General features: G+C 62.5%; 22 protein-coding genes and 2 tRNA genes. 7 read left to right on the forward strand and 17 right to left on the reverse strand.

The annotated features are described in order from the left end of the window. Positions 1–116: 116 nt before the first annotated feature. Positions 117–1370 (forward strand): alginate export family protein, encoded by a 1254-nt coding sequence (locus LLJ08_RS10665; protein ID WP_228206988.1) that lies wholly within the window; start codon positions 117–119, stop codon positions 1368–1370. Positions 1371–1412: 42 nt separating this feature from the next. On the opposite strand, the gene arsJ is transcribed toward LLJ08_RS10665, so the two are convergent. From arsJ to LLJ08_RS10705, 8 genes are all read right to left on the reverse strand, one after another. After that, the gene (gene arsJ, locus LLJ08_RS10670) at positions 1413–2627 is read right to left on the reverse strand and encodes an organoarsenical effux MFS transporter ArsJ (protein WP_228206989.1); all 1215 of its coding nucleotides are present in this window, start codon (positions 2625–2627) and stop codon (positions 1413–1415) included. Positions 2628–2807: 180 nt separating this feature from the next. After that, the gene (locus LLJ08_RS10675) at positions 2808–3812 is read right to left on the reverse strand and encodes an ArsJ-associated glyceraldehyde-3-phosphate dehydrogenase (RefSeq protein ID WP_023446604.1); all 1005 of its coding nucleotides are present in this window, start codon (positions 3810–3812) and stop codon (positions 2808–2810) included. 25 nt (positions 3813–3837) lie between these two features. Next, positions 3838–4164 (reverse strand): YnfA family protein, encoded by a 327-nt coding sequence (locus LLJ08_RS10680; RefSeq protein ID WP_003284967.1) that lies wholly within the window; start codon positions 4162–4164, stop codon positions 3838–3840. A 10-nt stretch (positions 4165–4174) separates the two neighbouring features. Next, complete coding sequence (locus LLJ08_RS10685) at positions 4175–4669, reverse strand: cyclin-dependent kinase inhibitor 3 family protein (protein ID WP_101275728.1); 495 nt, start codon at positions 4667–4669, stop codon at positions 4175–4177. A 19-nt stretch (positions 4670–4688) separates the two neighbouring features. Continuing rightward, positions 4689–5402 carry an arsenical resistance protein ArsH gene (arsH, locus tag LLJ08_RS10690; protein WP_228206990.1) on the reverse strand — a complete coding sequence of 238 codons (714 nt, stop codon included), beginning with the start codon at positions 5400–5402 and terminating at the stop codon, positions 4689–4691. A gap of 19 nt (positions 5403–5421) precedes the next feature. Beyond that, complete coding sequence (locus LLJ08_RS10695) at positions 5422–5892, reverse strand: arsenate reductase ArsC (protein ID WP_228206991.1); 471 nt, start codon at positions 5890–5892, stop codon at positions 5422–5424. 13 nt (positions 5893–5905) lie between these two features. Then, entirely contained in the window at positions 5906–6262 is a 357-nt protein-coding gene (locus LLJ08_RS10700) for a metalloregulator ArsR/SmtB family transcription factor (protein WP_014820252.1), read from the reverse strand. Positions 6263–6272: 10 nt separating this feature from the next. Next, on the reverse strand, positions 6273–6686 hold the full coding sequence (locus tag LLJ08_RS10705) for an arsenate reductase ArsC (protein WP_014820253.1): 414 nt from the start codon (positions 6684–6686) through the stop codon (positions 6273–6275). A 202-nt stretch (positions 6687–6888) separates the two neighbouring features. On the opposite strand from LLJ08_RS10705, the gene LLJ08_RS10710 reads away from it, so the two are divergent. The 5 genes from LLJ08_RS10710 to LLJ08_RS10730 all read left to right on the forward strand — a co-directional run bounded on the left by LLJ08_RS10710 (position 6889) and on the right by LLJ08_RS10730 (position 11100). Next, positions 6889–7971 carry an ArsO family NAD(P)H-dependent flavin-containing monooxygenase gene (locus tag LLJ08_RS10710; protein WP_228208927.1) on the forward strand — a complete coding sequence of 361 codons (1083 nt, stop codon included), beginning with the start codon at positions 6889–6891 and terminating at the stop codon, positions 7969–7971. Positions 7972–8019: 48 nt separating this feature from the next. Further along, a complete protein-coding gene (arsB, locus tag LLJ08_RS10715; protein WP_014820255.1) occupies positions 8020–9099 on the forward strand; it encodes an ACR3 family arsenite efflux transporter in 1080 nt (359 codons plus the stop codon). 157 nt (positions 9100–9256) lie between these two features. Continuing rightward, positions 9257–10567 carry a permease gene (locus LLJ08_RS10720; protein WP_228206992.1) on the forward strand — a complete coding sequence of 437 codons (1311 nt, stop codon included), beginning with the start codon at positions 9257–9259 and terminating at the stop codon, positions 10565–10567. A gap of 8 nt (positions 10568–10575) precedes the next feature. Beyond that, positions 10576–10806, forward strand: coding sequence for a thioredoxin family protein (locus tag LLJ08_RS10725; protein ID WP_041013925.1), 231 nt, complete (start codon positions 10576–10578; stop codon positions 10804–10806). Between the two features lie 111 nt (positions 10807–10917). Further along, entirely contained in the window at positions 10918–11100 is a 183-nt protein-coding gene (locus tag LLJ08_RS10730) for a PLDc N-terminal domain-containing protein (RefSeq protein WP_228208928.1), read from the forward strand. Here the strand turns inward: LLJ08_RS10730 and LLJ08_RS10735 are convergent, their stop codons facing one another. The 6 genes from LLJ08_RS10735 to gacA form a co-directional block, all read right to left on the reverse strand. Next, on the reverse strand, positions 11101–11346 hold the full coding sequence (locus LLJ08_RS10735) for a hypothetical protein (RefSeq protein WP_014820259.1): 246 nt from the start codon (positions 11344–11346) through the stop codon (positions 11101–11103). A gap of 152 nt (positions 11347–11498) precedes the next feature. Then, a tRNA-Cys gene (locus tag LLJ08_RS10740) sits at positions 11499–11572 on the reverse strand. Between the two features lie 46 nt (positions 11573–11618). After that, positions 11619–11694: transfer RNA gene (locus tag LLJ08_RS10745), tRNA-Gly, on the reverse strand. A 69-nt stretch (positions 11695–11763) separates the two neighbouring features. Continuing rightward, the gene (gene pgsA / locus LLJ08_RS10750) at positions 11764–12321 is read right to left on the reverse strand and encodes a CDP-diacylglycerol--glycerol-3-phosphate 3-phosphatidyltransferase (RefSeq protein WP_003300236.1); all 558 of its coding nucleotides are present in this window, start codon (positions 12319–12321) and stop codon (positions 11764–11766) included. A gap of 33 nt (positions 12322–12354) precedes the next feature. Next, positions 12355–14178, reverse strand: a complete 1824-nt coding sequence (gene uvrC, locus LLJ08_RS10755) for an excinuclease ABC subunit UvrC (RefSeq protein WP_014820261.1) — start codon at positions 14176–14178, stop codon at positions 12355–12357. Next, positions 14178–14822, reverse strand: a complete 645-nt coding sequence (gene gacA, locus LLJ08_RS10760; protein WP_003284948.1) for a response regulator transcription factor GacA — start codon at positions 14820–14822, stop codon at positions 14178–14180. Before gacA ends, uvrC begins: the two co-directional genes overlap by 1 nt. A 208-nt stretch (positions 14823–15030) precedes the next feature. Between gacA and LLJ08_RS10765 the strand changes: the two genes are divergently transcribed. After that, complete coding sequence (locus LLJ08_RS10765; protein WP_228206993.1) at positions 15031–15747, forward strand: hypothetical protein; 717 nt, start codon at positions 15031–15033, stop codon at positions 15745–15747. 6 nt (positions 15748–15753) lie between these two features. Here the strand turns inward: LLJ08_RS10765 and LLJ08_RS10770 are convergent, their stop codons facing one another. The 3 genes from LLJ08_RS10770 to LLJ08_RS10780 are packed head-to-tail and all read right to left on the reverse strand — an operon-like array spanning position 15754 to position 21631. Further along, positions 15754–18891, reverse strand: coding sequence for an efflux RND transporter permease subunit (locus LLJ08_RS10770; protein WP_228206994.1), 3138 nt, complete (start codon positions 18889–18891; stop codon positions 15754–15756). Next, positions 18888–20381, reverse strand: a complete 1494-nt coding sequence (locus tag LLJ08_RS10775) for an efflux RND transporter periplasmic adaptor subunit (RefSeq protein ID WP_228206995.1) — start codon at positions 20379–20381, stop codon at positions 18888–18890. Before LLJ08_RS10775 ends, LLJ08_RS10770 begins: the two co-directional genes overlap by 4 nt. Further along, entirely contained in the window at positions 20378–21631 is a 1254-nt protein-coding gene (locus LLJ08_RS10780; protein ID WP_228206996.1) for a TolC family protein, read from the reverse strand. Before LLJ08_RS10780 ends, LLJ08_RS10775 begins: the two co-directional genes overlap by 4 nt. Positions 21632–21633 lie beyond the last annotated feature (2 nt).

The following is a 21633-nucleotide window of genomic DNA, read 5'->3' on the forward strand; positions in this document are numbered from 1 at the left end:
CCTCGCGAACGGGTCGCAAGGCCTGTTCCAGAGCTTTTCTGTGGCCTTGACGGCTGTCAATGGCAAAAATAGTAAGCAGCCTATCTTTCGCTCCGATGTCAACCAAGGAGCGGCACATGAAGAACCTGCATCCCCATCATCTGACCCCCTACCTGCTGAGCGCTGGGCTGTTATGCAGTCCGGCGGTTTTCGCTCAGGAAACCTTCAGCAGCTTGTTCACCGACGCGAAACCGATTCTGGATGTGCGCTATCGCTACGAGCACGTCGATCAGGACAACGCACTTGAGCACGCCAACGCCCAGACGCTGCGCACCCGCGTCGGCTTTCAGACCGGCAAGTGGTACGGCCTGTCGGCTCTGGTCGAGGCAGACAACGTAAGCCGCCTGGGTGATGCCGCCTACAACAGCACACGCAACGGCCAGACCGATTACTCCGTGGTAGCCGACCCCGACGGCAGCGAAATCAACCAGGCGCTGTTGCGCTACGACCACGAACTCGGCAGCGCCATTGCCGGCCGTCAGCGCATCAATCTGGACAACCAGCGCTTCGTCGGTGGCGTCGGTTGGCGGCAGAACGAACAAACCTACGACGGTGTGCTGGGCCAGCTGCAACCGCTCGACAAGCTGACCCTGACTTACGCCTACATCAACAACATCAACACGATCTTCGGCCCGGGCGACAACCGTTTCGACAATCGCGCCAACCCGGCCAATATCGAAGGCCACAGCCATCTGTTCAACGCCCGCTACGCTCACTCACCGGCGCTGACGGCCACCGCCTACAGCTATCTGCTGGGACTGGACAACATCGCCACTGCACCCGCTGCTGCGCTCGGCACCCTGTCCAGCAAGACCACAGGTCTGCGTCTGAACGGTGCCCTCCACGGCATCAGCTATGCGCTTGAATATGCGCGCCAGCAGGACTACGCCGACAATCCACAGGAGCTGAGCAGCGAGTACTACCTGGCCGAACTTGGCTACGCCCTCAAGGGTGCGACTCTTAAAGCGGGCGTGGAAGTACTGGGCGGCGACTCGGGGCCGGGCAATCGCGCCTTCCAGACGCCGTTGGCCACCAAGCACGCCTTTCAGGGCTGGGCCGACACCTTCCTGCTGACGCCGGCAGACGGTGTGCAGGACGTTTACCTGGGGGGCACACTACCGCTCTTGGGCGGCACGCTGCAGGCCTGGTACCACGACTTCCGCGCCGAGCGTGGTAGCGAGCAGTACGGGGAAGAGATCAACATCGGTTACAGCCGCGCCATCCCGCTGGTCAGAGGGCTGGTCGCAACGGTCAAGTACGCCGGCTACGACGCGGACGACTATTCGGTGGACACCGAGAAACTTTGGGCACAGCTGCAGTACAGCTACTAAGCGATACGGGTCGGGCGTTCGCGCCCGACCTTCCCTACTCAGCTATCGCGTGTGACGAGGCAGGCGCAGGGAGATAATCGCGGCGAGCAGCACGAAGAGTGACGAAACCCACAGGCAAGCCTGCAACCCATAGGCCTGGAACACCCAACCGGAGAGCAGGGTACCGATCAACCGACCCATGGCGTTGGACATGTAATAGAACCCCACGTCCAGCGAAACGCCGTCTTCCTTGGCGTAGCTGACGATCAGATAGCTGTGCAGCGAGGAATTCACTGCGAACAGCGCACCGAACAGCAGCAGCCCGCCGATCAGGACCCATTGCGGCGATGCATCAGTTGTCAGGCCCACAGCGATTGCCGCCGTTAGCGCCGCCAGCAGCGCGGCCCAGATGAAGGCCGCACGTCCATCCGGTACCTTGCCGCTGCGCTTGCCGGTAATGGCCGGCGCTATCGACTGGACGATGCCATAGCCGATGATCCAGCAGGCCAGAAAGCCGCCGACCACCCAGAAATTCCAGCCGAAGACGGTGCTCAGGTACACCGGTAGCGCGATGACGAACCAGACATCGCGAGCCCCGAAGAGAAACAGCCGCGCGGCCGACAGTACGTTGATTGCCTGGCTTTTGGAGAGGATGTCCTTGAACTTCGGTTTGGCCTTCGCCTTGCCAAGATCCTTTTTCAACAGCACCAGGCTGCCGATCCAGATCACGGCTAGCACCGCAGCCATCGCCAGGACCGCGCCGCCGAATCCCAGCAGCGTCAGCAGTGCGCCACCGAGGAAAAATCCCACTCCCTTGAGGGCATTCTTCGAGCCGGTGAGGATGGCCACCCACTTGTACAGCGTGCCCTGCTGGCTGTCGGGTACCAGGAGCTTGATCGAGCTCTTGGCCGACATCTTGTTCAGGTCCTTGGCGATACCGGACAACGCCTGCGCACCCATCACCCAAGGCACCGTCAGCCACGCCGCTGGCACAGTGAGCATCAGCAGCGCCACCACCTGCATCGCCAGGCCAAGGTTCATCGTCCGGTTCAGGCCGAGTCGAGCGCCGAGATAGCCGCCAACCAGATTGGTGACAACACCAAACACCTCGTAGAACAGGAACAGCGCCGCGATCTGCAGTGGCGTGTAGCCCAACGAATGGAAATGCAGCACCACCAGCATGCGCAGCGCGCCGTCGGTGAGCGTGAACGCCCAGTAGTTACCGGTGACGATCAGGTACTGGCGCACCTCGGGGGACAGTCTGGCAAAGGCTTGCATGGTCGGTTCCGGATTGATTGAGCAGGTGTACTGCGCAGCTAGATTGGCGATGGCGTGGCATGCCGAGAAAAGAGTCGGGGATTCGAGTCACGGATTTGCCGTAGGGTGGGCTCCAGCCCACCCTACCTGCCCTTCTTCCATAGCCCGCACCGCTCTCAGCGAACGCCTCTCAGCGGCATCTCACCCTGCCAGCCCCACCATGCGCGCCAGTTCCACGGTGCGGTTGGCGTAGCCCCATTCGTTGTCGTACCAGGCGTAGATCTTCACCTGAGTGCCGTTGACCACCATGGTCGACAGCGCATCGATGATCGACGAGCGCGGGTCGGTGCGGTAGTCGATGGAAACCAGCGGCCGCTCCTCATACCCGAGGATGCCCTTCAGCTCGCCCTCTGCCGCGGCCTTGAGCAGCTGGTTCACCTCAGCGGCATCGGTAGCGCGCTCCACTTCGAACACGCAATCGGTCAGCGAGGCATTGGCCAGCGGCACGCGCACGGCATGGCCGTTCAGCTTGCCGCGCAGCTCCGGGAAGATTTCAGCGATCGCCGTGGCCGAGCCGGTAGTCGTGGGAATCAGGCTCATGCCCGAGGCCCGAGCGCGGCGCAGGTCCTTGTGGGGCTGATCGAGAATGCTCTGGGTATTGGTCAGGTCATGGATGGTGGTGATCGAACCGTGGCGGATGCCGAGCTGCTCATGGATCACCTTGACCACCGGCGCCAGGCAGTTGGTGGTGCAGGATGCCGCGGTGACGATGCGATGCTGCGCCGGATCGAACAGACTATCGTTGACGCCCATGACGATGTTCAGTGCACCCGGCTCCTTCACCGGCGCGCTGACCACGACGCGTTTGACGCCCTGCTCCAGATATTGCTGCAGCACGGCAACGGTCTTCATCTTGCCGCTGGCCTCGATGACCAGATCGCAGCCCGACCAGTCGGTTTCGCTGATCGCCTTGTTGGCGCTGACCTTTACCCGCTGACCGTCGATCACCAGACAGTCGCCATCGGATCCCGCTTCGTGTTGCCAGCGACCGTGAATGGAGTCGAAGTTCAGCAGGTGCGCATGGGTCGCCGCGTCCCCTGCCGGATCGTTGATCTGCACGAAGTCCAGCTCCGGCCAATCCCATGCCGCGCGCAGTGCCAGACGTCCGATGCGGCCGAAGCCGTTGATGCCAACTTTGATGCTCATGGATGACTCGCTTTTAAAAGGTGAATCAGGAAGTTCGTGGCGCAAACATGATGATCGCCATGCCCAGCATCGCAACGGCGCAGCCAAGCAGGTCCCACCAGGTCGGGCGAACGCCATCGACCAGCCACAGCCAGACCAGCGCCACGCCGACATAAACGCCGCCGTACGCCGCATACACGCGCCCGGCGGCGGTGGGATGCAGCGACAGCAGCCAGGCGAACAGCGCGAGGGAAAGCGCAGCTGGCAGCAGCAACCAGATACTCTTGCCCTGTTTCAGCCAGAGGTATGGCAGATAGCAGCCGACGATCTCCGCTATCGCGGTAATGACGAACAGGCCAAGCGTATTCAGCATGCGAAGCCCGTCATGCGCCGAAGCGTTCGATCCAGCCGACATGGGCCGGATGCTGGATAGCCTTGGGGCGCAGCGCCTGGACGCTGGCGATGGCGGTTGCGCGCGGCACGTCGCGGTCTATCAGGATGCGCGCTGCGATCAGGCCCGTACGACCGGAGCCGCCCTTGCAGTGAATAGCGATGCGCTTGCCGGCATCCAGCAGCTCATTGATCCGATCCGCCGACTGTTCCCAGGCCTGGTCGAAGTCCGCCAGCGGCACCTGTTCGTCAGCCACCGGCAGGTGAAACCACTCGAGGCCGCGCTCGGCGCAGAGCTGCGCCAGCTGCGTCGCTTCGTTGCGCGCCAGCTCTTCAGCAGGCATCAGGGTGATCAGCGCGTCAGCGCCGGCCGCTTGCAGGGTAGCCAGCGCCTCATCGACGCTGGTGCCCTTGCTGCCGGGGCACGGTGTGAAGATCAGCTGACCGGCGCTGCCGGGTACATCGAGGATGTCGTAGGGATGGGACACGCGGGCGATTCCTGGAAAGTCAGATGGAGCGTTGATTGACGCGACGGGACAGCGCTTCGGCCGACTCCTTGCGTTCCGAATAGCGATCGACCAGGTAGTCGGCCCGACCGCGGGCCAGCAGGGTGAACTTGATCAGCTCCTCCATCACATCCACCACGCGGTCGTAGTAGGCCGAGGGCTTCATCCGGCCGGCGTCGTCGAATTCGAGAAAGGCCTTGGCCACCGAGGACTGGTTCGGGATGGTGATCATGCGCATCCAGCGGCCCAGCACGCGCATCTGGTTCAGCGCGTTGAACGACTGAGAGCCGCCACTGACCTGCATGATCGCCAACGTCTTGCCCTGTGTCGGCCGCACCGCGCCCATGGCCAGCGGCACCCAGTCGATCTGCGCCTTGAACACCGCGCTCATCGAGCCGTGACGCTCCGGCGAACACCACACCTGACCTTCCGACCACTGCATCAGCTCGCGCAGCTCCTGCACCTTCGGATGGCTGTCCGGTGCATCGTCCGGCAGCGGCAATCCCGACGGATTGAAGATGCGCGTCTCGGCACCGAAACGCTCGAGCAGGCGCGCAGCTTCCTGTACCAGCAGGCGACTGTAGGAACGCTCCCGGTTAGAGCCATAGAGCAGCAGGATGCGTGGCCTGTGTTCTGGACCTGCCGGCAGAGCAAGCTTGTCCAGGTCAGGCATATCCAGCAGATCTGGGTCGATATTGGGCAGATCGTCGTTCATTAGGCATGTCCTGCTAGGTTCAAAGTGTGCCGATGCGCGCCAGCTCGGTTCTCAGCGTAGCGGCATCCAGTTGAGCGAGCGGTAGCGCGAGAAACGCGGCGAAACGTAGCTTGAGCCTGACCAGCGTGGCATCGAACGCCGCTTTTATCTCCTCGGGGCTACCGACCCTCTCGGAAGGATCGGCAAGCCCCCAGTGCGTCTTGGTGGCCGGCCCGAAATGTATCGGGCACGCTTCGCCAGCGGCCTTGTCGCAGACGGTAATGACGAAGTCGGGATTCAGCGCCTGATGCGCGTCGCTGCTCTTGCTATACAAGCCATCAGCCGCAATGCCGGCCCGCGCCAGCGCCTCAAGCGTCAGCGGATTGATATCGCCTCTTGGCTCGCTGCCGGCGCTGAACGCGCGCATGCCGGCCGGCGCGAGATGGTTAAACAGCGCCTCGGCCAGAATGCTGCGGCAGCTGTTGGCGGTGCAGAGGAAGAGAATCTTCATGGTCGTTCTTGATTCAGGCGCATGAGCTGGCGCGTTCTGGGCGGTTGCGCATACTTTCGAGGCGCTGCACGTTATCGCCCAGCCAATTCTTGTTGGCGGCCAGGATCGGCTGCAGCATGTCGGTCACCCAGTCAGGCAGGTGCGGGTGGAGTCGGTAGTAAACCCATTGGCCCTGACGGCGGTCTTCCAGAATTCCGCATCCGCGCAGCAGCGCCAGATGCCGCGAGATCTTTGGCTGGCTTTCATCCAGAGCACAGGTCAGCTCGCAGACACACAATTCGCCTTCACGGGCGACGAGCAACGCGATCCGCACGCGAGTCTCGTCTGCCAGGCATTTGAATACAGTGGTAGGTGTCAGGTGCTCGACCATTGATATCTTCTCAGCGCTTGTTCTTGACCAACACGAACATCTTGATCCGCTCATGTATCTCGTGAAGCGTGTGCCGGTAAGCATCCGGCTGGTCGCTGGTGGCAGGGTCTTCGAAGTTCCAGGCGATGTACTCGCCCGCACCAGGCAGTGCAAGGCATTCCAATGACGACTTATCACACAGCGTGATCACGAAATCGAACGGTTGCCCTTCCACTTCCTCCAGCGATTTGCTGTGCAATCCCACTGTCGCAACGCCAAGCTGCTCGAGCGCTGCCAACGCTCGTAGATCGACCTGGGTGGGAGCGGTGCCTGCACTGAACGCCTCGAAGTGCTCCGAATCGGTATGCCGCAGCAACGCCTCGGCGAGCTGGGAGCGTGCCGAGTTGGCGACGCAGACGAACAGGACGCGCGATTTATAGGCCATGAAGCCGTTCCCCATCAGATATGCCTGGGCGAATATATTGCTTAGCGCATAAGCAAGTAAAGCTCTCTCTCTCTCTCTCGAGCTAGGCCAGCTATTTACTGCGCGCTGTCAAAGGCGAGTTTGTTGCGCCGGAACAAGAGGCGTATATTCCGTATCGCATATATTTATTCGAACGAATATCCGCCTTCACGGGAGCCGCTTGATGACAGCACCCAATGTTCTCGATGTCATCATCATTGGCGCAGGACAGTCCGCCCTGACGACTGCGTACTTTCTGCGTCGCACGTCGCTGTCCTATCTGCTGTTGGATGAACAGCCCAGTCCCGGCGGCGCATGGCTGCACGCCTGGGAGTCGCTGAGACTGTTCTCACCCGCCGCCTGGAGCTCGATTGCCGGCTGGCCGATGCCTGCTCCGGCCGAGCCGGGCAATCCCACGCGCAGCGATGTTATCGATTATTTGCGACGCCACGAAGATCGCTACCGGTTTCCCATTCAGCGATCGGTTCGAGTCGATACGATCAGCCGCCTCGACGATCTCTGGCGTGTGCAAGCAGGCGATCAGCATTGGCTGGCTCGCGCAGTCATCAGTGCGACGGGCACCTGGAGCAAGCCTTTCATTCCGCCTTATGAAGGGCACGAGCTTTTTCAGGGTGCGCAGATTCACTCGGCTCACTACCGTGACCCTGGTCCCTTCGCAGGTAAACGGGTGATGGTGGTAGGCGGTGGAAACTCCGGCGCGCAGGTCCTCGCCGAGTTATCCAGAGTCAGCGAGACACGCTGGGTCACTCAGGAGCCACCTGCGTTTCTGCCCGACGATGTCGACGGCCGCGTGTTGTTCGAGCGCGCCACCGCGCGCTGGAAGGCGCAGCAGGAGGGACGCAGCATCGACGAGCCGGCCGGCGGCTTCGGTGACATCGTCATGGTGCCGCCGGTGCGCGAAGCCCGCGAGCGTGGCGTTCTAGTGGCCGAGCGCCCCTTCGCGCGCTTCACCGAAACGGGAGTCGAGTGGGCGGATGGGCGTCGTGAGGACCTGGACGCGGTGATCTGGTGCACAGGTTTCCGCCCGGCACTGGATCATCTTCGTGAACTCGGCATCATCGAGGCCGATGGCAAAGTACAGGTAGAAGGCACCCGTGTCGTGAAGCAACCCAATCTCTGGCTGGTGGGCTACGGCGACTGGACCGGCATGGCATCTGCCACGCTGATCGGCGTCACCCGCACGGCGCGAAGTACCGTCGATGAGGTCGTTCAGGCACTTGCCGCAACGTCCCTGCAGCGCCCCTAGCAACCACCGATGCAATCCCGATCATCATGCGAAAAGGTGTAATTAGCGATGTCCAGTCAATGTGAAGTGGCCGGGAAGAAAGCGGCCGGCGTCCCGCTCGGATTCTTCGAGCGTTATCTGACGCTCTGGGTCTTTCTCTGCATCGTTGCCGGCACCCTCCTCGGTCTGGGACTGCCCGCTGCCGCACAAGCGGTCGGCGCGCTGGAAATCGCCCATGTGAACATTCCGGTCGGCCTGCTGATCTGGGTGATGATCATCCCGATGCTGATGAAGATCGATTTCTCGGCGCTGCGGGAGGTTTATGCACAACGGGCGAGCATGGGCATCACACTGTTCGTCAACTGGGCGGTCAAGCCATTCACCATGGCCCTGCTCGGCTGGGTATTCATAAAGCATGTCTTCGCGCCGTGGCTCCCGGCTTCCGAGCTCGATAGCTACATGGCTGGCCTGATCCTCCTGGGCGCCGCACCCTGCACGGCGATGGTTTTCGTCTGGAGCAATCTCTGCAACGGCAACGCCAATTTCACCCTGACCCAGGTGGCGCTGAACGACGTGGTAATGGTGTTTGCCTTTGCGCCAATCGTCGCCCTGCTGCTCGGCGTGTCGTCGATTCCAGTGCCCTGGGATACCCTGTTGCTCTCGGTAGTGATGTACATCGTCATTCCGCTGGCCATCGCCCAGTTCATTCGCGGCCGGCTGATGAAGCGCGGTGAGCCGGCCTTTCAGGCGGCACTGGCGAAAGTGCAGCCATTTTCCATCGTGGCGTTGCTGGCGACCCTCGTCCTGCTGTTCTCCTTCCAGGGCGAAGCGATCGTGGCCCAGCCGTTGATCATCGCCATGCTCGCGGTACCGATCCTGCTGCAAACACTATTCATCGCCGGACTGGGCTACTGGCTCAACCGTCGCTTCCTGGTTCGCCATGATGTTGCCGGCCCTTCAGCGATGATCGGTGCTTCGAACTTCTTCGAACTGGCGGTTGCCGTTGCAATCGTGCTCTATGGTTTCAATTCAGGCGCGGCCCTTGCGACCGTAGTTGGCGTATTGATCGAGGTGCCGGTCATGCTCTGGCTGGTGCGCAGCATCAACCGCAGCCGTGACTGGTACAACCGGGCGTTGCCGGCTGATTGAGCTGGAACCACTCACCTTCGCTTGACCCTGATCAGCAGGGCGGCGCGCAGGCTGACTACCATCGATGCAGACGCCTGAGAGGACCACAGACATGGACAGCCCCGCACAAGAGCAGCCTGCCCCGACCAGTGACACACCACTTTCGCTGAGAGCGCACTTGGCTAACTTCTGGCGGGGCCATCCCACCGAAGCCAAAGTGCTGCTCGGAATGTGCGCGGCGTTCCTGCTGATCTTCTTCCTGCCGATGGGCCAGCCCCGTTTCGAAAACGCGGTACTGGAAGGCCTGCGCCTGACGCAGTGGTACGCCCGTGAGCATGTGATTCTCTGCCTGCTGCCAGCCTTCGTCATCGCGGGCGCAATGGCCGTCTACATCAGCCAGGGTGCCGTGATGAAGCACCTGGGCCCGGCTTCGCCGAAGCCCGTGGCGTTCGGTGTGGCATCCATCGCCGGCACGCTGCTGGCGGTGTGCTCCTGCACCGTACTGCCGCTGTTTGGCGGCATCTACAAGCGCGGTGCCGGCCTGGGTGCAGCAATCGCCTTTCTCTATTCGGGGCCGGCGATCAACGTCATGGCCATCGTGGTCACCGCCAAGGTGCTTGGCGCCGAGCTCGGGATCGCTCGAGCCGTTGGCGCCATCGTGTTCGCCTTGGTAATTGGCGCCATCATGCACCTGCTCTACCGCCGCGAGGAGGCTGCACGTGCGGCCAAAAGTGCCCGCGGTTTCGCCGGTGACGACGACGGGCACCCGCTCGGCGACATCGTCGCCTTGTTCAGCTTGATGATCGGCATTCTGGTATTCGCCAACTGGGCCAGCGCGGAGAACTCGGCCTGGATGGCCGTGCATGCCTGGAAGTGGCCAATCACCGCAACCCTCGCCATCTTGCTGGCGTCATTGCTGGCGCGTCGCTGGAACTGGTCGGTACGACCGTTGCTCATGATTGGCGCGCTGGTCGCTGCGAGCGCTCTGCTTGCGCCTCAGTGGCCGGAGCTTGCCATGGTCATAGGCATCGCGGGGTTGATGCTACAGGCCAGTCGCCAGAACGCAGCAAGCCAGGAATGGGTCGGTCAGAGCTGGGACTTCACCAAACAGATCATGCCGTTACTGCTTGGCGGGGTGCTGATCGCCGGCATGCTGCTCGGCCGCCCCGGCCACGAAGGGCTGATTCCCAGCGAATGGGTCGTCTGGGCTGTGGGCGACAACAGCTTCACCTCCACCCTCCTCGCCTCGGTCCTCGGCGCCTTCATGTATTTTTCTACCCTGACCGAAGTGCCCATCGTGGAAGGTCTGTTGGGCGCAGGAATGGGCAAGGGCCCGGCACTGGCAATCCTGTTGGCGGGGCCTGCGTTGTCGCTACCGAACATGCTGGTGATTCGTACCGTGCTCGGCACGCAGAAAACGATCGTGTACTGCTCGCTGGTAGTGGTCATGGCCACGCTCAGCGGCTATCTCTATGGCCAACTGATGTGAGGACGACAATGAAACTGACTGTTTATGGGTCTGGCTGCGCCAAGTGCCAACAGCTTTCCGCCAACGCCGAAGCTGCCGCGCGGCGACTCGGCCTGGAGTTCGAGGTCGAGAAAGTCACCGACGTAAACGCCATCATCGACGCGGGCGTCATGCGCACCCCTGCGCTCGCAGTTGATGAGGAGATTGTCGTGGAGGGCAAGGTGCCGAGCAGCGATGAGCTTGAGCAGCTGCTGGGCTGAGTGATCCCATCGCAATGCTGCAAATGCGGCACGACTGTCGAACGGAACCGTCCTGTGCAGTTCACGGCCTCATAGTTGAACTGTCAGGAGGAGCGAGAAGTGTCCGATTCGATGACGTACTTGGCCATAGCGGCCGCGGTAGCGCTGATAGCCGCGAATCTGCTTGCGATCACCAGCGTCTTCAAAAGTGAGCGAACCGTAGGCGCAAAGGCGCTTTGGGCAATCGGTATTGCCGTCTTCCCGATACTGGGACTGCTGTTCTGGTTGCTGGTCGGCTTGCGCCGGGCGCGCTGATCAGGGCTTCAGCCCCAACAGATACAGCGCTTTGCCCAGCACCCTTACCGAATCGGCATGTTTGCCAGCCTGATGCAGCTGCTCGCCCTCAGCACGCAACTCACGAACTTGCTGCAGCGTAGCGGCATCCTTGGGCGGATTGGTTTCGAGCTGCTCATCAATCTTGGCCATGTCCATGGGACAGTGCATCGCCAGCAGCGGCGTGCTGAACAGGACGGCAAGGGTAAAAGCTGTGAGGCGTCGCATGGCTGTTCTCCTCGCGCGAAAGGCGCTCTCGAAGTATAGATAGCCTTTACGGAGTCGCTCGTTGCCAAACTAATTGGCGTATCAAGATGCTTGGCTTTTAGCCGCGCAAAAGAAAAAGCCCCAAGCAACTAGTTGCTTGGGGCTTTTCAATATGGAGGCCGATGTCGGAATCGAACCGGCGTACACGGATTTGCAATCCGCTGCATAACCACTCTGCCAACCGGCCTCAAAACGAAGGCGCCGCATTATTACTGCGGCGCGATCTTACAAACTGGAGCGGGAAACGAGACTCGAACTCGCGACCCCGACCTTGGCAAGGTCGTGCTCTACCAACTGAGCTATTCCCGCGTTGTCTTGGTGACGGGCGCCATTCTATACGATCGAATGCTGCCGTCAACCCCTTGATTAAAAAAGTTTTTATTTCTTTTCTGAGGTGCTCAGGTGCGGCCAGGCAGCCATCAGGTAATTGATCATCGACCAAAGCGTCAGCCCCGCTGCCACGATCAACAGCGCATAACCCAGCCCGACCCAGATTGTTGGCTGCGGCGGATTGGCCAGCAGGATCACCAGCGCGACCATCTGCGCAGCGGTCTTCCACTTGCCCAGGTTCGACACCGCCACCTGCGCGCGAGCGCCCAGCTCGGCCATCCATTCGCGCAAGGCCGAGACGACGATCTCCCGACCGATAATGATTGCTGCCGGCAATGTCAGCCAGAGGTTCGAATGCTCTTCGACCAGTAACACCAGCGCTACAGCGACCATCAGCTTGTCGGCCACCGGATCGAGAAAGGCACCGAACGGCGTGCTTTGCTCGAGACGGCGCGCCAGGTAGCCATCGAGCCAGTCGGTCAGCGCGGCAACGGTGAATACTGCACTCGCGGCCAGGTAGCTCCAGTAGAACGGGAGATAGAACAGCAGAATGAAGATAGGTATCAGCAGCACGCGTAGAACGGTGAGCAAGTTCGGGATATTCATCGGTACCACTGATCGGCGGAATTCGGGGACAGTTTACTCACTGTGCAGGGCGGCATAAATCGACTCGGCAAGCTTTTTACTGATGCCGGGAGCCTTGGCGATCTCGTCGAGGCTGGCTCTGCACAGTTCCTGAAGACCGCCGAAATGCGTAAGCAGTTCGCGACGGCGCTTCGGTCCGATGCCAGGGACACCTTCGAGCGTCGAGGTTCGCCGCGCTTTTCCGCGTCTGGCACGGTGGCCGGTAATGGCGAAACGGTGCGCCTCATCGCGCACCTGCTGGATCAGGTGCAGCGCCGGCGAGTCTGCGGGAAGCGTGAACTCGTGAGCCGCATCGTTGAGGTAAAGGGTTTCCAGCCCCGGCTTGCGCGTCACACCCTTGGCCACGCCGAGCAGGATCAGATCCGGCACGGCCAGTTCTTCGAGCACTTCACGCGCCATGTTCAGCTGGCCCTTGCCGCCATCGACCAGCAGGATGTCCGGTAGCTTGCCCTCGCCCTCCGCTGCCTTGCGGAAACGCCGGGACAGCGCCTGGTGCATCGCCGCATAGTCATCGCCCGCGGTAACACCCTCGATGTTGTAGCGTCGATAGTCCGACTTCAGCGGTCCCTCCGGCCCGAAGACCACGCAGGACGCCACCGTCGCCTCGCCGCTGGAATGGCTGATGTCGAAGCATTCCAGGCGCATCGGCGGTTCGTCGAGTTCCAGCGCTTCGGCCAGCGCGTCGAACCGAGCGGACAGATGCTGACGATTGGCCAGGCGTGCAGCCATCGCCTGTTCCGCGTTGGTCAGCGCCAGCTGCTGCCAGCGCGCACGCGTGCCACGTACGCGATGGGTAATGGTCAGATCGAAGCTGCGCAGCTCGGCGATGGCACTGATCAGCGTCGGAAAGTCCTCGTGCACGGCGTTGACGATCAGCTCTCCCGGCAGATCGCGTTCGGCGGCGCCCAGGTAGTACTGCTCGAGAAACGCCTGCAGCACCTCGGCGACACTTTCCTCGATAGCCACTTGCGGGAAGAAATTCTTGCTCCCCAGCACCCGGCCGCCACGCACGGTGATCAGGTGAACGCAGGCGCCGCCCGGGCTGACCACCGCGGCGACGATATCCACGTCGCCAGTGCCGCCCTCCATGCTCTGCTGATCCTGCACGCGACGCAGGATGCCGATCTGATCGCGAATCTCGGCGGCACGCTCGAAATCGAGGTTCATCGCCGCCTTTTCCATATTGCGTGACAGCTCTTCGGCCAGCGCATTGCTACGGCCTTCGAGGAACATGACCGAATGTCGTACGTCCTCGGCGTATTCCTCCGGCTCGACCAGATTTACGCACGGCGCCTTGCAGCGCTTGATCTGGTACTGCAGGCAGGGACGTGTGCGGTTGCGGTAGTAGCTGTCTTCGCATTGGCGTACGAAGAAAGCCTTCTGCAGCAGGCTCAGGCTTTCGCGGATCGCGCCGGCGCTCGGATAGGGGCCGAAGTAGCGTCCCGGCTCCTTCTTCGCGCCCCGGTGAATACTCAGTCGTGGAAACTCACCGGCCGAGAGGAACACATAGGGATAGGACTTATCGTCCCGCAGCAGGATGTTGTAAGGCGGTCGCCATTGTTTGATCAGGGTCTGCTCGAGCAGCAGCGCCTCGGTCTCGTTGGCGGTGATGGTGGTTTCGACCTGAGCGATCTTGGCCACCAGCGCGGCGGTCTTCGGCGCCTGGCCCGTCTTGCGGAAATAGCTGGCCAGACGCTTCTTGAGATTCTTGGCCTTGCCGACGTAGAGCAGTTTGGCCTGTGCGTCGAACATGCGGTAGACGCCCGGCCGGCCGCTGCAGGCGGCCAGGAACGCCGATGGGTCGAAGGTTTCGCTCATCAGTTGACGGTGTCGACCATCCCGTGGCGAACCGCCAGCAGGGCAAGCTCGACATCACTGGTAATCGACAGTTTTTCGAAGATGCGATAACGGTAGGTGTTGACTGTTTTCGGCGAGAGACAGAGCTTGTCGGAGATGCTCTGCACCTTCTGGCAGTTGGCAATCATCAATGCGATCTGGATTTCCCGCTCCGAGAGCAGATCGAATGGCGATTCGCTGAGCTGCGGCTGGAAGGATTTGAGCGCCAGTTGCTGGGCGATCTGCGGGCTGATGTAGCGCTGACCACCAAATACCATGCGAATGGCCTGCACCATTTCTTCCAGTGCCGCACCTTTGGTCAGATAACCCGCCGCGCCAGCCTGCAGGAGGCGCGTCGGGAAAGGGTCTTCTTCACATATGGTCACAGCGATGACCTTCAGATCGGGGTAGCTGCGCAGCAGCTTGCGGGTCGCCTCGAGGCCACCGATGCCCGGCATCTTGACGTCCATCAGCACCACATCAGGCTTCAGTTCCCGCGCCTTGCGGATGGCGTCTTCGCCGGAATCCGCCTGGCCTATCACCTGAAGACCGGAGATGTCCGCCAGCATGCGACTGATGCCCGTGCGAACCAGATCGTGGTCATCGACCACCAGCACCCTAATCAAGCAGACACCTCATTGACCGTACTAAAAGCTGGCTGGCTGCTCGCTTTTTCAGGAGCGAACTCTATCAAAAAAATCATCGGCCTGGCCGATCACGACGCAGGTAACTGATCGAGATCATAAGTCCATCCCCTCTGCCGACGAATTGCATGCTGAACGCCGATGAACGGCCAAAGTCACAAACCAGATGGCCATTTCCCCTGGATTTCCCATGCTTACCCTGATCGCCGCACTGGTGCTGACGGCCACTCACATGCTGGCCGGCAGACTGAGCAAACTCCACCAGTTACCGCGTAGCCGCTGGCTATCCGCAGCCGGCGGCGTCGCCGTTGCCTATGTCTTCGTCCACCTGCTCCCCGAGCTGGCCGACGGGCAGAGGGTGATGGAGGATAGCGGGTTTCACCCGCTGCGCTACCTGGAGCACCATGCCTATCTGCTGGCACTGGTCGGCCTGGTCTGCTTCTACGGGCTCGAACGGCTGATCAAGCAGCACCGCGACGAGCGGCCTGAAGGTGCACCCTCCCACGCGGGCGTGTTCTGGCTGCACATAGGTGCGTTTGCCGGCTACAACGCACTGATCGGCCATATCCTCGCCAACCGTGATTCCGGCCAGGCGCTGGAGCTGGTCTGGTACACCGTGGCCATGTCGCTGCACTACATGGTCAACGATGTGGCCCTTCAGCATGATCACCAGGACCTGTTTGCCCGACGCGGCCGCTGGATCCTGGCGGGGGCAAGCCTGATCGGCTGGGCGTTCGGCTCGGTCATCGAACTCTCGGAGCTGGGTGTGTCGGCCGTAACTGCCTTCATCGCCGGCGCGATCATCCTCAACGTTCTGAAGGAGGAGCTGCCGACGGAAAGGAACAGCCGATTCGGTGCATTCCTGCTCGGGTCGCTCGGCTACTCCTTCCTCCTATTGTTGATGTAGCCGAGCCTACCGCACCTGTGTTCCTCTCCTGGGCCTGCGCATCAAACGATAGGCGGCCGGGATGACGAACAGCGACAGCAGCGGCGCACTCAGCATGCCGCCGACCATCGGTGCCGCGATGCGGCTCATCACTTCGCTGCCGGTGCCCGCTCCCAGCAGAATCGGCAAAAGGCCTGCGACAATCACTGCAACGGTCATCGCCTTCGGGCGTACCCGCTGCACCGCACCTTCGCGGATTGCTTCGCACAGCGCGGCCTCGCCGTTCAGCCCGTCGCGCTGCTGATCGGCCCAGGCGTTCTTCAGATATAGCAGCATGATCACGCCGAACTCCGCAGCGACTCCCGCCAGTGCGATGAAGCCGACGCCGGTGGCCACCGACAGGTTGTAATCCATCAGATAGAGGAACCAGACGCCGCCAGTCAGCGCAAACGGCAGGGTCAGCATGATCAGCACCGCCTCATCCAGCCGGCCAAAGGTCAGGTACAACAGGAAGAAAATGATCAGCAACGTCGCGGGCACGACCAGCTTGAGGCGCTCGTTGGCGCGCTCGAGAAACTCGAACTGGCCCGAGTAAGCCAGGCTCATGCCGGGCAGCAGGCTGACTTCGCTGCTCACCGCATCGCGCAGATCGGCGACGACCGACGCGATATCCCGGCCGCGCACGTCGACGTAAACCCAACCCGCCAGCCGCGCATTCTCGCTGCGCAGCATCGGCGGACCGTCGCTGATGCGCACTCGCGCCACACTGCCCAGGGTGATCTGGCTGCCCTGCGGCGTGAGGATCGGTAGCTGCTCCAGCCGCTGGGGGGTATCGCGCCATTCACGGGGATAGCGAACGCTGATCGGATATCGCGCAAGGCCCTCAATGGTCTCACCGACGGTTTCGCCACCGATGGCGCTGGAAACGATGGACTGCACATCGGCGATGTTCAGCCCATAGCGGGCGGCGTCCTGACGATCGATATTGATATCGACGTAACGCCCGCCGACCAGGCGCTCGGCCAGCGCCGAACTGACACCCGGCACCTTTCTGGCAACGGCCTCGACCTGCTGGCTGACACGGTCGATCTCCTCCAGATTGGCGCCGGCGATCTTCACGCCGATCGGGCTCTTGATGCCGGTGGCAAGCATGTCGATGCGATTGCGGATCGGCGGGATCCAGATATTGGTCAGGCCTGGCACCTGCACAGCCCGGTCCAGCTCGTCGATCAGCTTTTCCGGCGTCATGCCGGCGCGCCACTGCTCTCGCGGCTTGAAGCGGATGGTGGTTTCGAACATCTCCAGCGGTGCCGGATCGGTCGCTGACTCGGCGCGGCCGGCCTTGCCGAACACGGTTTCGACTTCCGGAACCGTGCGGATCATGCGATCAGTCTGTTGCAACAGCTGCGCGGCTTTCTGTGCTGACAGCCCCGGCAGCGCCGAAGGCATATAAAGCAGATCACCCTCGTCCATCGGTGGCAGGAACTCCCCGCCCAAGCGTGACATCGGCCACAGCGTGGTAGCCAGGATCAACACGGCTACGCCAATGGTCGATTTCGGGTGATCCAGCACCGCATCCAGCGCAGGGCGGTAGACCCGTATCAACCCGCGGTTGAGCGGATTGCGCGACTCGTCCGGCAGCTTGCCGCGAATCCAGTAGCCCATCAGCACTGGCACAAGGGTCACCGAAAGCCCCGCCGCTGCGGCCATGGCATAGGTCTTGGTAAAGGCCAGCGGGCCGAACAAACGGCCTTCCTGCGCTTCGAGGGTGAACACCGGAACGAACGACAGGGTGATGATCAGCAGACAGAAGAACAGCGCCGGGCCGACCTCCTGCGCTGCGCTGGTCATGACCTGCCAGTGCTCTTCACCCTCCAGCTCCTTGCCCGGATTGGCGTGGCGCCAGGCCTCGGCCTTCTTGTGCGCGTTCTCGATCATCACCACCGCCGCGTCGACCATCGCACCGATGGCGATGGCAATACCGCCCAGCGACATGATGTTGGCGTTGATGCCCTGATAACGCATCACGGCGAAGGCGATCAATATGCCGATGGGCAGCGAGACGATCGCCACCAGCGAAGATCGCAGGTGCCAGAGGAAGATACCGCACACCAGTGCGACGACGACGAATTCCTCCAGCAGCTTGAAGCTGAGGTTCTCCACCGCGCGGTCGATCAGCTCGCTGCGGTCGTAGGTGGTGACGATTTCGACACCCTCGGGCAGGCTGCTTTTCAGCTCTTCGAGCTTTGCGTGCACGGCGGCCAGGGTTTCCCGCGCGTTCTTGCCGCTGCGCAGGATCACCACCCCGCCGACCGTTTCCCCATCCCCGTCGAGCTCTGCGATGCCCCGACGCATTTCCGGGCCGAGCTGGATATGCGCCACATCGCCCAGCGTGACCGGCACGCCCCTGGCGCTCAGCTGCAGTGGAATCTGGCGAAAATCCTCGAGCGTCTGCAGGTAGCCGGAGGCGCGGACCATGTATTCGGTTTCGGCCAATTCGAGTACTGCGCCGCCAGTTTCCTGGTTGGCCATGCCGATGGCCTCGATGACCTCGGCCTGAGTGACGGCAAGGCTGGCCATCTTCAGTGGATCGAGCACGACCTGATACTGCTTGACCATGCCACCGATGGTCGCCACCTCGGCCACGTTGGGCAGCGTGATGAGTTCGTATTTGAGGAACCAGTCCTGCAGACTGCGTAGTTGCGCGAGATCGTGCGTGCCGCTGCGGTCGACCAACGCGTACTGATAGATCCAGCCGACCCCGGTAGCGTCCGGCCCGAGAGATGGCTTGGCGCTGGCGGGCAGCCGGATCTGCACCTGACTCAGGTACTCCAGCACCCGCGAACGCGCCCAGTAGAGATCGGTACCGTCCTCGAACAGCACATAGACGAAGCTGTCGCCGAAGAACGAATAGCCGCGCACCGTCTTTGCTCCAGGCACCGAAAGCATGGTGGTGGTCAGTGGATAGGTCACCTGGTTCTCGACGATCTGCGGCGCCTGCCCCGGATAGGGCGTGCGGATGATCACCTGCACGTCCGACAGGTCAGGCAGCGCGTCGATCGGCGTGGTACGCACTGCCCAGATGCCCACGGCAGTCATCAGCAATGTCGCCATCAGCACAACGAACCGATTGAGGACGGACCAGCGAATCAGCGCGGCGATCATGGCTGCTTCTCCAGCGGCTGAATTCGCTCGACCAGCAGGCCTGCATCGGTTTCCCGAACGGCGAAACGGACCCGGTCTTCGACCTCGATATCCTGCAGCAATGCCGCATCGGCGACCGCGAACGCCATGGTCATGCCGGGCATGCCAAGCGTGTGGAACGGGCCGTGTGCGATCTTCACGCGGGCATCGGCGAGTGCCATGACGCGGCCTTCGGATTCATGCAGCGTCGGTGCCGGCTGAGCATGGCCATGGTCGTGGTCGTGCTGCACATCACTGGTCGCGGGCGTCGCGACGATGCCGCGCAGGCTGGCTTCGGAGTCCAGCAGGAACTGGCCGGACGCAACCACCTGCTGACCTTCCTCCAGGCCGCGGAGGATGACAGTCTGGCTGCCGCTCTCCCGCCCGGTCTCGACTTCCACCGGGCGATAGCGGCCGCCGGGCTCGGCCAGCATCACCAGGCTGCGACGCCCGGTTCGAATGACCGCCTCGCCGGGAATCAGCAGAACCGACGCATCGTCGCCACCGGCCAGGCTGGCCTGAGCCGTCAGCCCCGGCCGCAGCAGTCCGTCCGGATTGGGCAGCTCTACCCGCACACGCAGGGTACGGCTTGCAGCATTGGCTTCCGGCAGCACCGCGGTGATCTCACCCTCGATGAGCTGGCCCGGCAGCGCCGGCAGCCGCGCAGTGGCGCGCTGGCCGACGCGGATACCCTGGCTCTGCGCCTCTGGCACCGCCACTTCCAGCCAGACGCTGTCCAGCCCATTGATCCGCGCGAGCGGCGCACCGGCCGCAAGCGTCATCCCTTCGCGAACATCCAGCTCCTGCAGTACGCCGCCGATCGGGGTGGAAATGGTAATGGACGCGTTGACCTTGCCACTGCGCTCGAGCTGGCTGATGGTCGATGCCGGCATGCCGGCCAGACGCAGGCGCTGCCGTGCGGCCGCCAGCAGCGCTGGTTCGCCGATTCGCCGCAGGGCCAGGTATTCCTCCTGAGCGGCCGACCACTCGGGAATCAGCAGGTCGGCCAGCGCTGCGCCCTTGTCCAGCACATCGCCTGGCGCATGCCGATAGACGCGCTCGACGAACCCGCCGGCTCGAGCCTGAACCAGCGCGACATCACGCGCGTTGTATTCGAGCAAGCCGACCGCTTCGGTCACATTCACCAGCTGTCCGCGGCTGACGGTTGCCAGGCGAATACCAAGGTTCTGCGTGATACCGGCATCAATACTGATGGTGGCGACATCGCCGCCCTCATTGACGTAGCGCGGCACCAGGTCCATATCCATGAACGGTGACTTGCCGGGCTTTTCGAAACGGTGCTGCGGCACCATCGGGTCGTACCAGTACAGCACCTGGGCGTCACTCTCGACCGCGGATGCGACTGGTTCGGACACCTGGTCATCAGAGCTGGCCAGCCAGTAGCCGGCACCCGCGCCGATCAGCGCCGTCACCCCGGCCAGGGTGACGCTTGCGAGAACATTCCGGCTCATTTGGCTTCTCCGTAAGCGAAGTGCAGGCGCGCAGCCGCGATGGCTACCAGACCCTGCAGGTCGATGTGTTCAAGGCGGGTCTCGATCAGCTCGTTGCGCGCTGTCAGCACCGCTTTCAATTCGCTGGTCCCGGCGCGATAGCCGGCCATCGCCAGCGCCACCTTTTCCTCTCCCAGCGGCAGCAGCACCTCTGCGTTGCGTTCAAGTGCGCGCTGCAAGCGATCCAGCTCGGCCAGCTCGACGTCCATCCGCTCAACGAACTCGCGCGTGATGGCTTCGCGCTCGGCTTCCAGTTGTTCAAGCTCGGCGTAGCGGGCGGCGATCCGCGGGTTCTGCCGCGAGCGCTGGAACACCGGCAGGTCGAAACTGAATTGCAGATTGACCATGTCGCCATACTCGCGACCGCGCTTGAGGTAGCTGACCTCCCAGCTCCAGTCGACCTGTTTCTCGGCGGTCGCCTCACGGATGCGTGCCTGCGCCACTTGGGTCAGCGGCGCATAGGCGGTCAGTTGCGGGTGCTGGCCGACCCGCTGCGCCAGTTGTTCATGGGCAATGGCCCAGCGCGGCGGTTCGCCGAGCAGCGGTTGATTGCCATCGCTGCCGACCCAACGCACCAGCGCCGCGCGTGCCTGGCGGCGCTGCTGCTCCAGTTCGTCCTGGCGATCAGCCAATAACGCTGCCTGTTGCTTCGCCGCGACGCTGTCGGTCAACTGCCCTCGCCCGCCGGCGATACGCGCCCGAATTGCTTCGGCGAGCAGGCGGTTCTCCTCGAACAACTGGTTGAACAGCTGGATCTTGCGTTCCACCGCGTGGGTGGCGATCCACGCCTGGGCAGTCGCCAGACGCACCCTGAGGGTTTCCACCTCGCGCGAGGCACCTGCGCGCTGGACAGACGCCTGTGCCGCATCGCTGCGTGCCTTGCGCTTGTCGCGGTTCGGAACTTCCTGCATCAGGCCAACCATGCGCATGGTCATGCCGTCCTCATCGAGGCTCCAGCGCTCGGCGCCTTCAATCGGCACGTTCTGCAGGCCCAGCAGCAGTTTCGGGTCGGGCAGCTCGCCCGCAGCGACGGCTTCGCTACGCGCGGCTTGCAGCCTGAAAGCCTCGGCACGTAGCGACGGCGCCTGCTGTTGCGCAAGGCTCAGGGCATCGTCGAATGTCAGCCCGGTGGCTGCGCCGGGCAGGCCGAACGCGGCGACAAACACCACGCCCGCGAACGGCCGGTATTTCCCTATCAATCGGGAGATCATGG

This window comes from Stutzerimonas chloritidismutans (genome assembly GCF_020783375.1).
Classification (GTDB): Bacteria; Pseudomonadota; Gammaproteobacteria; order Pseudomonadales; family Pseudomonadaceae; genus Stutzerimonas; species Stutzerimonas kunmingensis.

Bases quoted from the DNA above. Each gene is read 5' to 3' on its own strand.
- LLJ08_RS10665 (WP_228206988.1), top strand. From the start codon at position 117: ATGAAGAACCTGCATCCCCATCATCTGACCCCCTACCTGCTGAGCGCT.
- arsJ (WP_228206989.1), bottom strand. From the start codon at position 2,627: ATGCAAGCCTTTGCCAGACTGTCCCCCGAGGTGCGCCAGTACCTGATC.
- LLJ08_RS10675 (WP_023446604.1), bottom strand. From the start codon at position 3,812: ATGAGCATCAAAGTTGGCATCAACGGCTTCGGCCGCATCGGACGTCTG.
- LLJ08_RS10680 (WP_003284967.1), bottom strand. From the start codon at position 4,164: ATGCTGAATACGCTTGGCCTGTTCGTCATTACCGCGATAGCGGAGATC.
- arsH (WP_228206990.1), bottom strand. From the start codon at position 5,402: ATGAACGACGATCTGCCCAATATCGACCCAGATCTGCTGGATATGCCT.
- LLJ08_RS10695 (WP_228206991.1), bottom strand. From the start codon at position 5,892: ATGAAGATTCTCTTCCTCTGCACCGCCAACAGCTGCCGCAGCATTCTG.
- LLJ08_RS10700 (WP_014820252.1), bottom strand. From the start codon at position 6,262: ATGGTCGAGCACCTGACACCTACCACTGTATTCAAATGCCTGGCAGAC.
- LLJ08_RS10705 (WP_014820253.1), bottom strand. From the start codon at position 6,686: ATGGCCTATAAATCGCGCGTCCTGTTCGTCTGCGTCGCCAACTCGGCA.
- LLJ08_RS10710 (WP_228208927.1), top strand. From the start codon at position 6,889: ATGACAGCACCCAATGTTCTCGATGTCATCATCATTGGCGCAGGACAG.
- arsB (WP_014820255.1), top strand. From the start codon at position 8,020: ATGTCCAGTCAATGTGAAGTGGCCGGGAAGAAAGCGGCCGGCGTCCCG.
- LLJ08_RS10725 (WP_041013925.1), top strand. From the start codon at position 10,576: ATGAAACTGACTGTTTATGGGTCTGGCTGCGCCAAGTGCCAACAGCTT.
- LLJ08_RS10730 (WP_228208928.1), top strand. From the start codon at position 10,918: ATGACGTACTTGGCCATAGCGGCCGCGGTAGCGCTGATAGCCGCGAAT.
- LLJ08_RS10735 (WP_014820259.1), bottom strand. From the start codon at position 11,346: ATGCGACGCCTCACAGCTTTTACCCTTGCCGTCCTGTTCAGCACGCCG.
- pgsA (WP_003300236.1), bottom strand. From the start codon at position 12,321: ATGAATATCCCGAACTTGCTCACCGTTCTACGCGTGCTGCTGATACCT.
- uvrC (WP_014820261.1), bottom strand. From the start codon at position 14,178: ATGAGCGAAACCTTCGACCCATCGGCGTTCCTGGCCGCCTGCAGCGGC.
- LLJ08_RS10765 (WP_228206993.1), top strand. From the start codon at position 15,031: ATGCTTACCCTGATCGCCGCACTGGTGCTGACGGCCACTCACATGCTG.
- LLJ08_RS10770 (WP_228206994.1), bottom strand. From the start codon at position 18,891: ATGATCGCCGCGCTGATTCGCTGGTCCGTCCTCAATCGGTTCGTTGTG.
- LLJ08_RS10775 (WP_228206995.1), bottom strand. From the start codon at position 20,381: ATGAGCCGGAATGTTCTCGCAAGCGTCACCCTGGCCGGGGTGACGGCG.
- LLJ08_RS10780 (WP_228206996.1), bottom strand. From the start codon at position 21,631: ATGATCTCCCGATTGATAGGGAAATACCGGCCGTTCGCGGGCGTGGTG.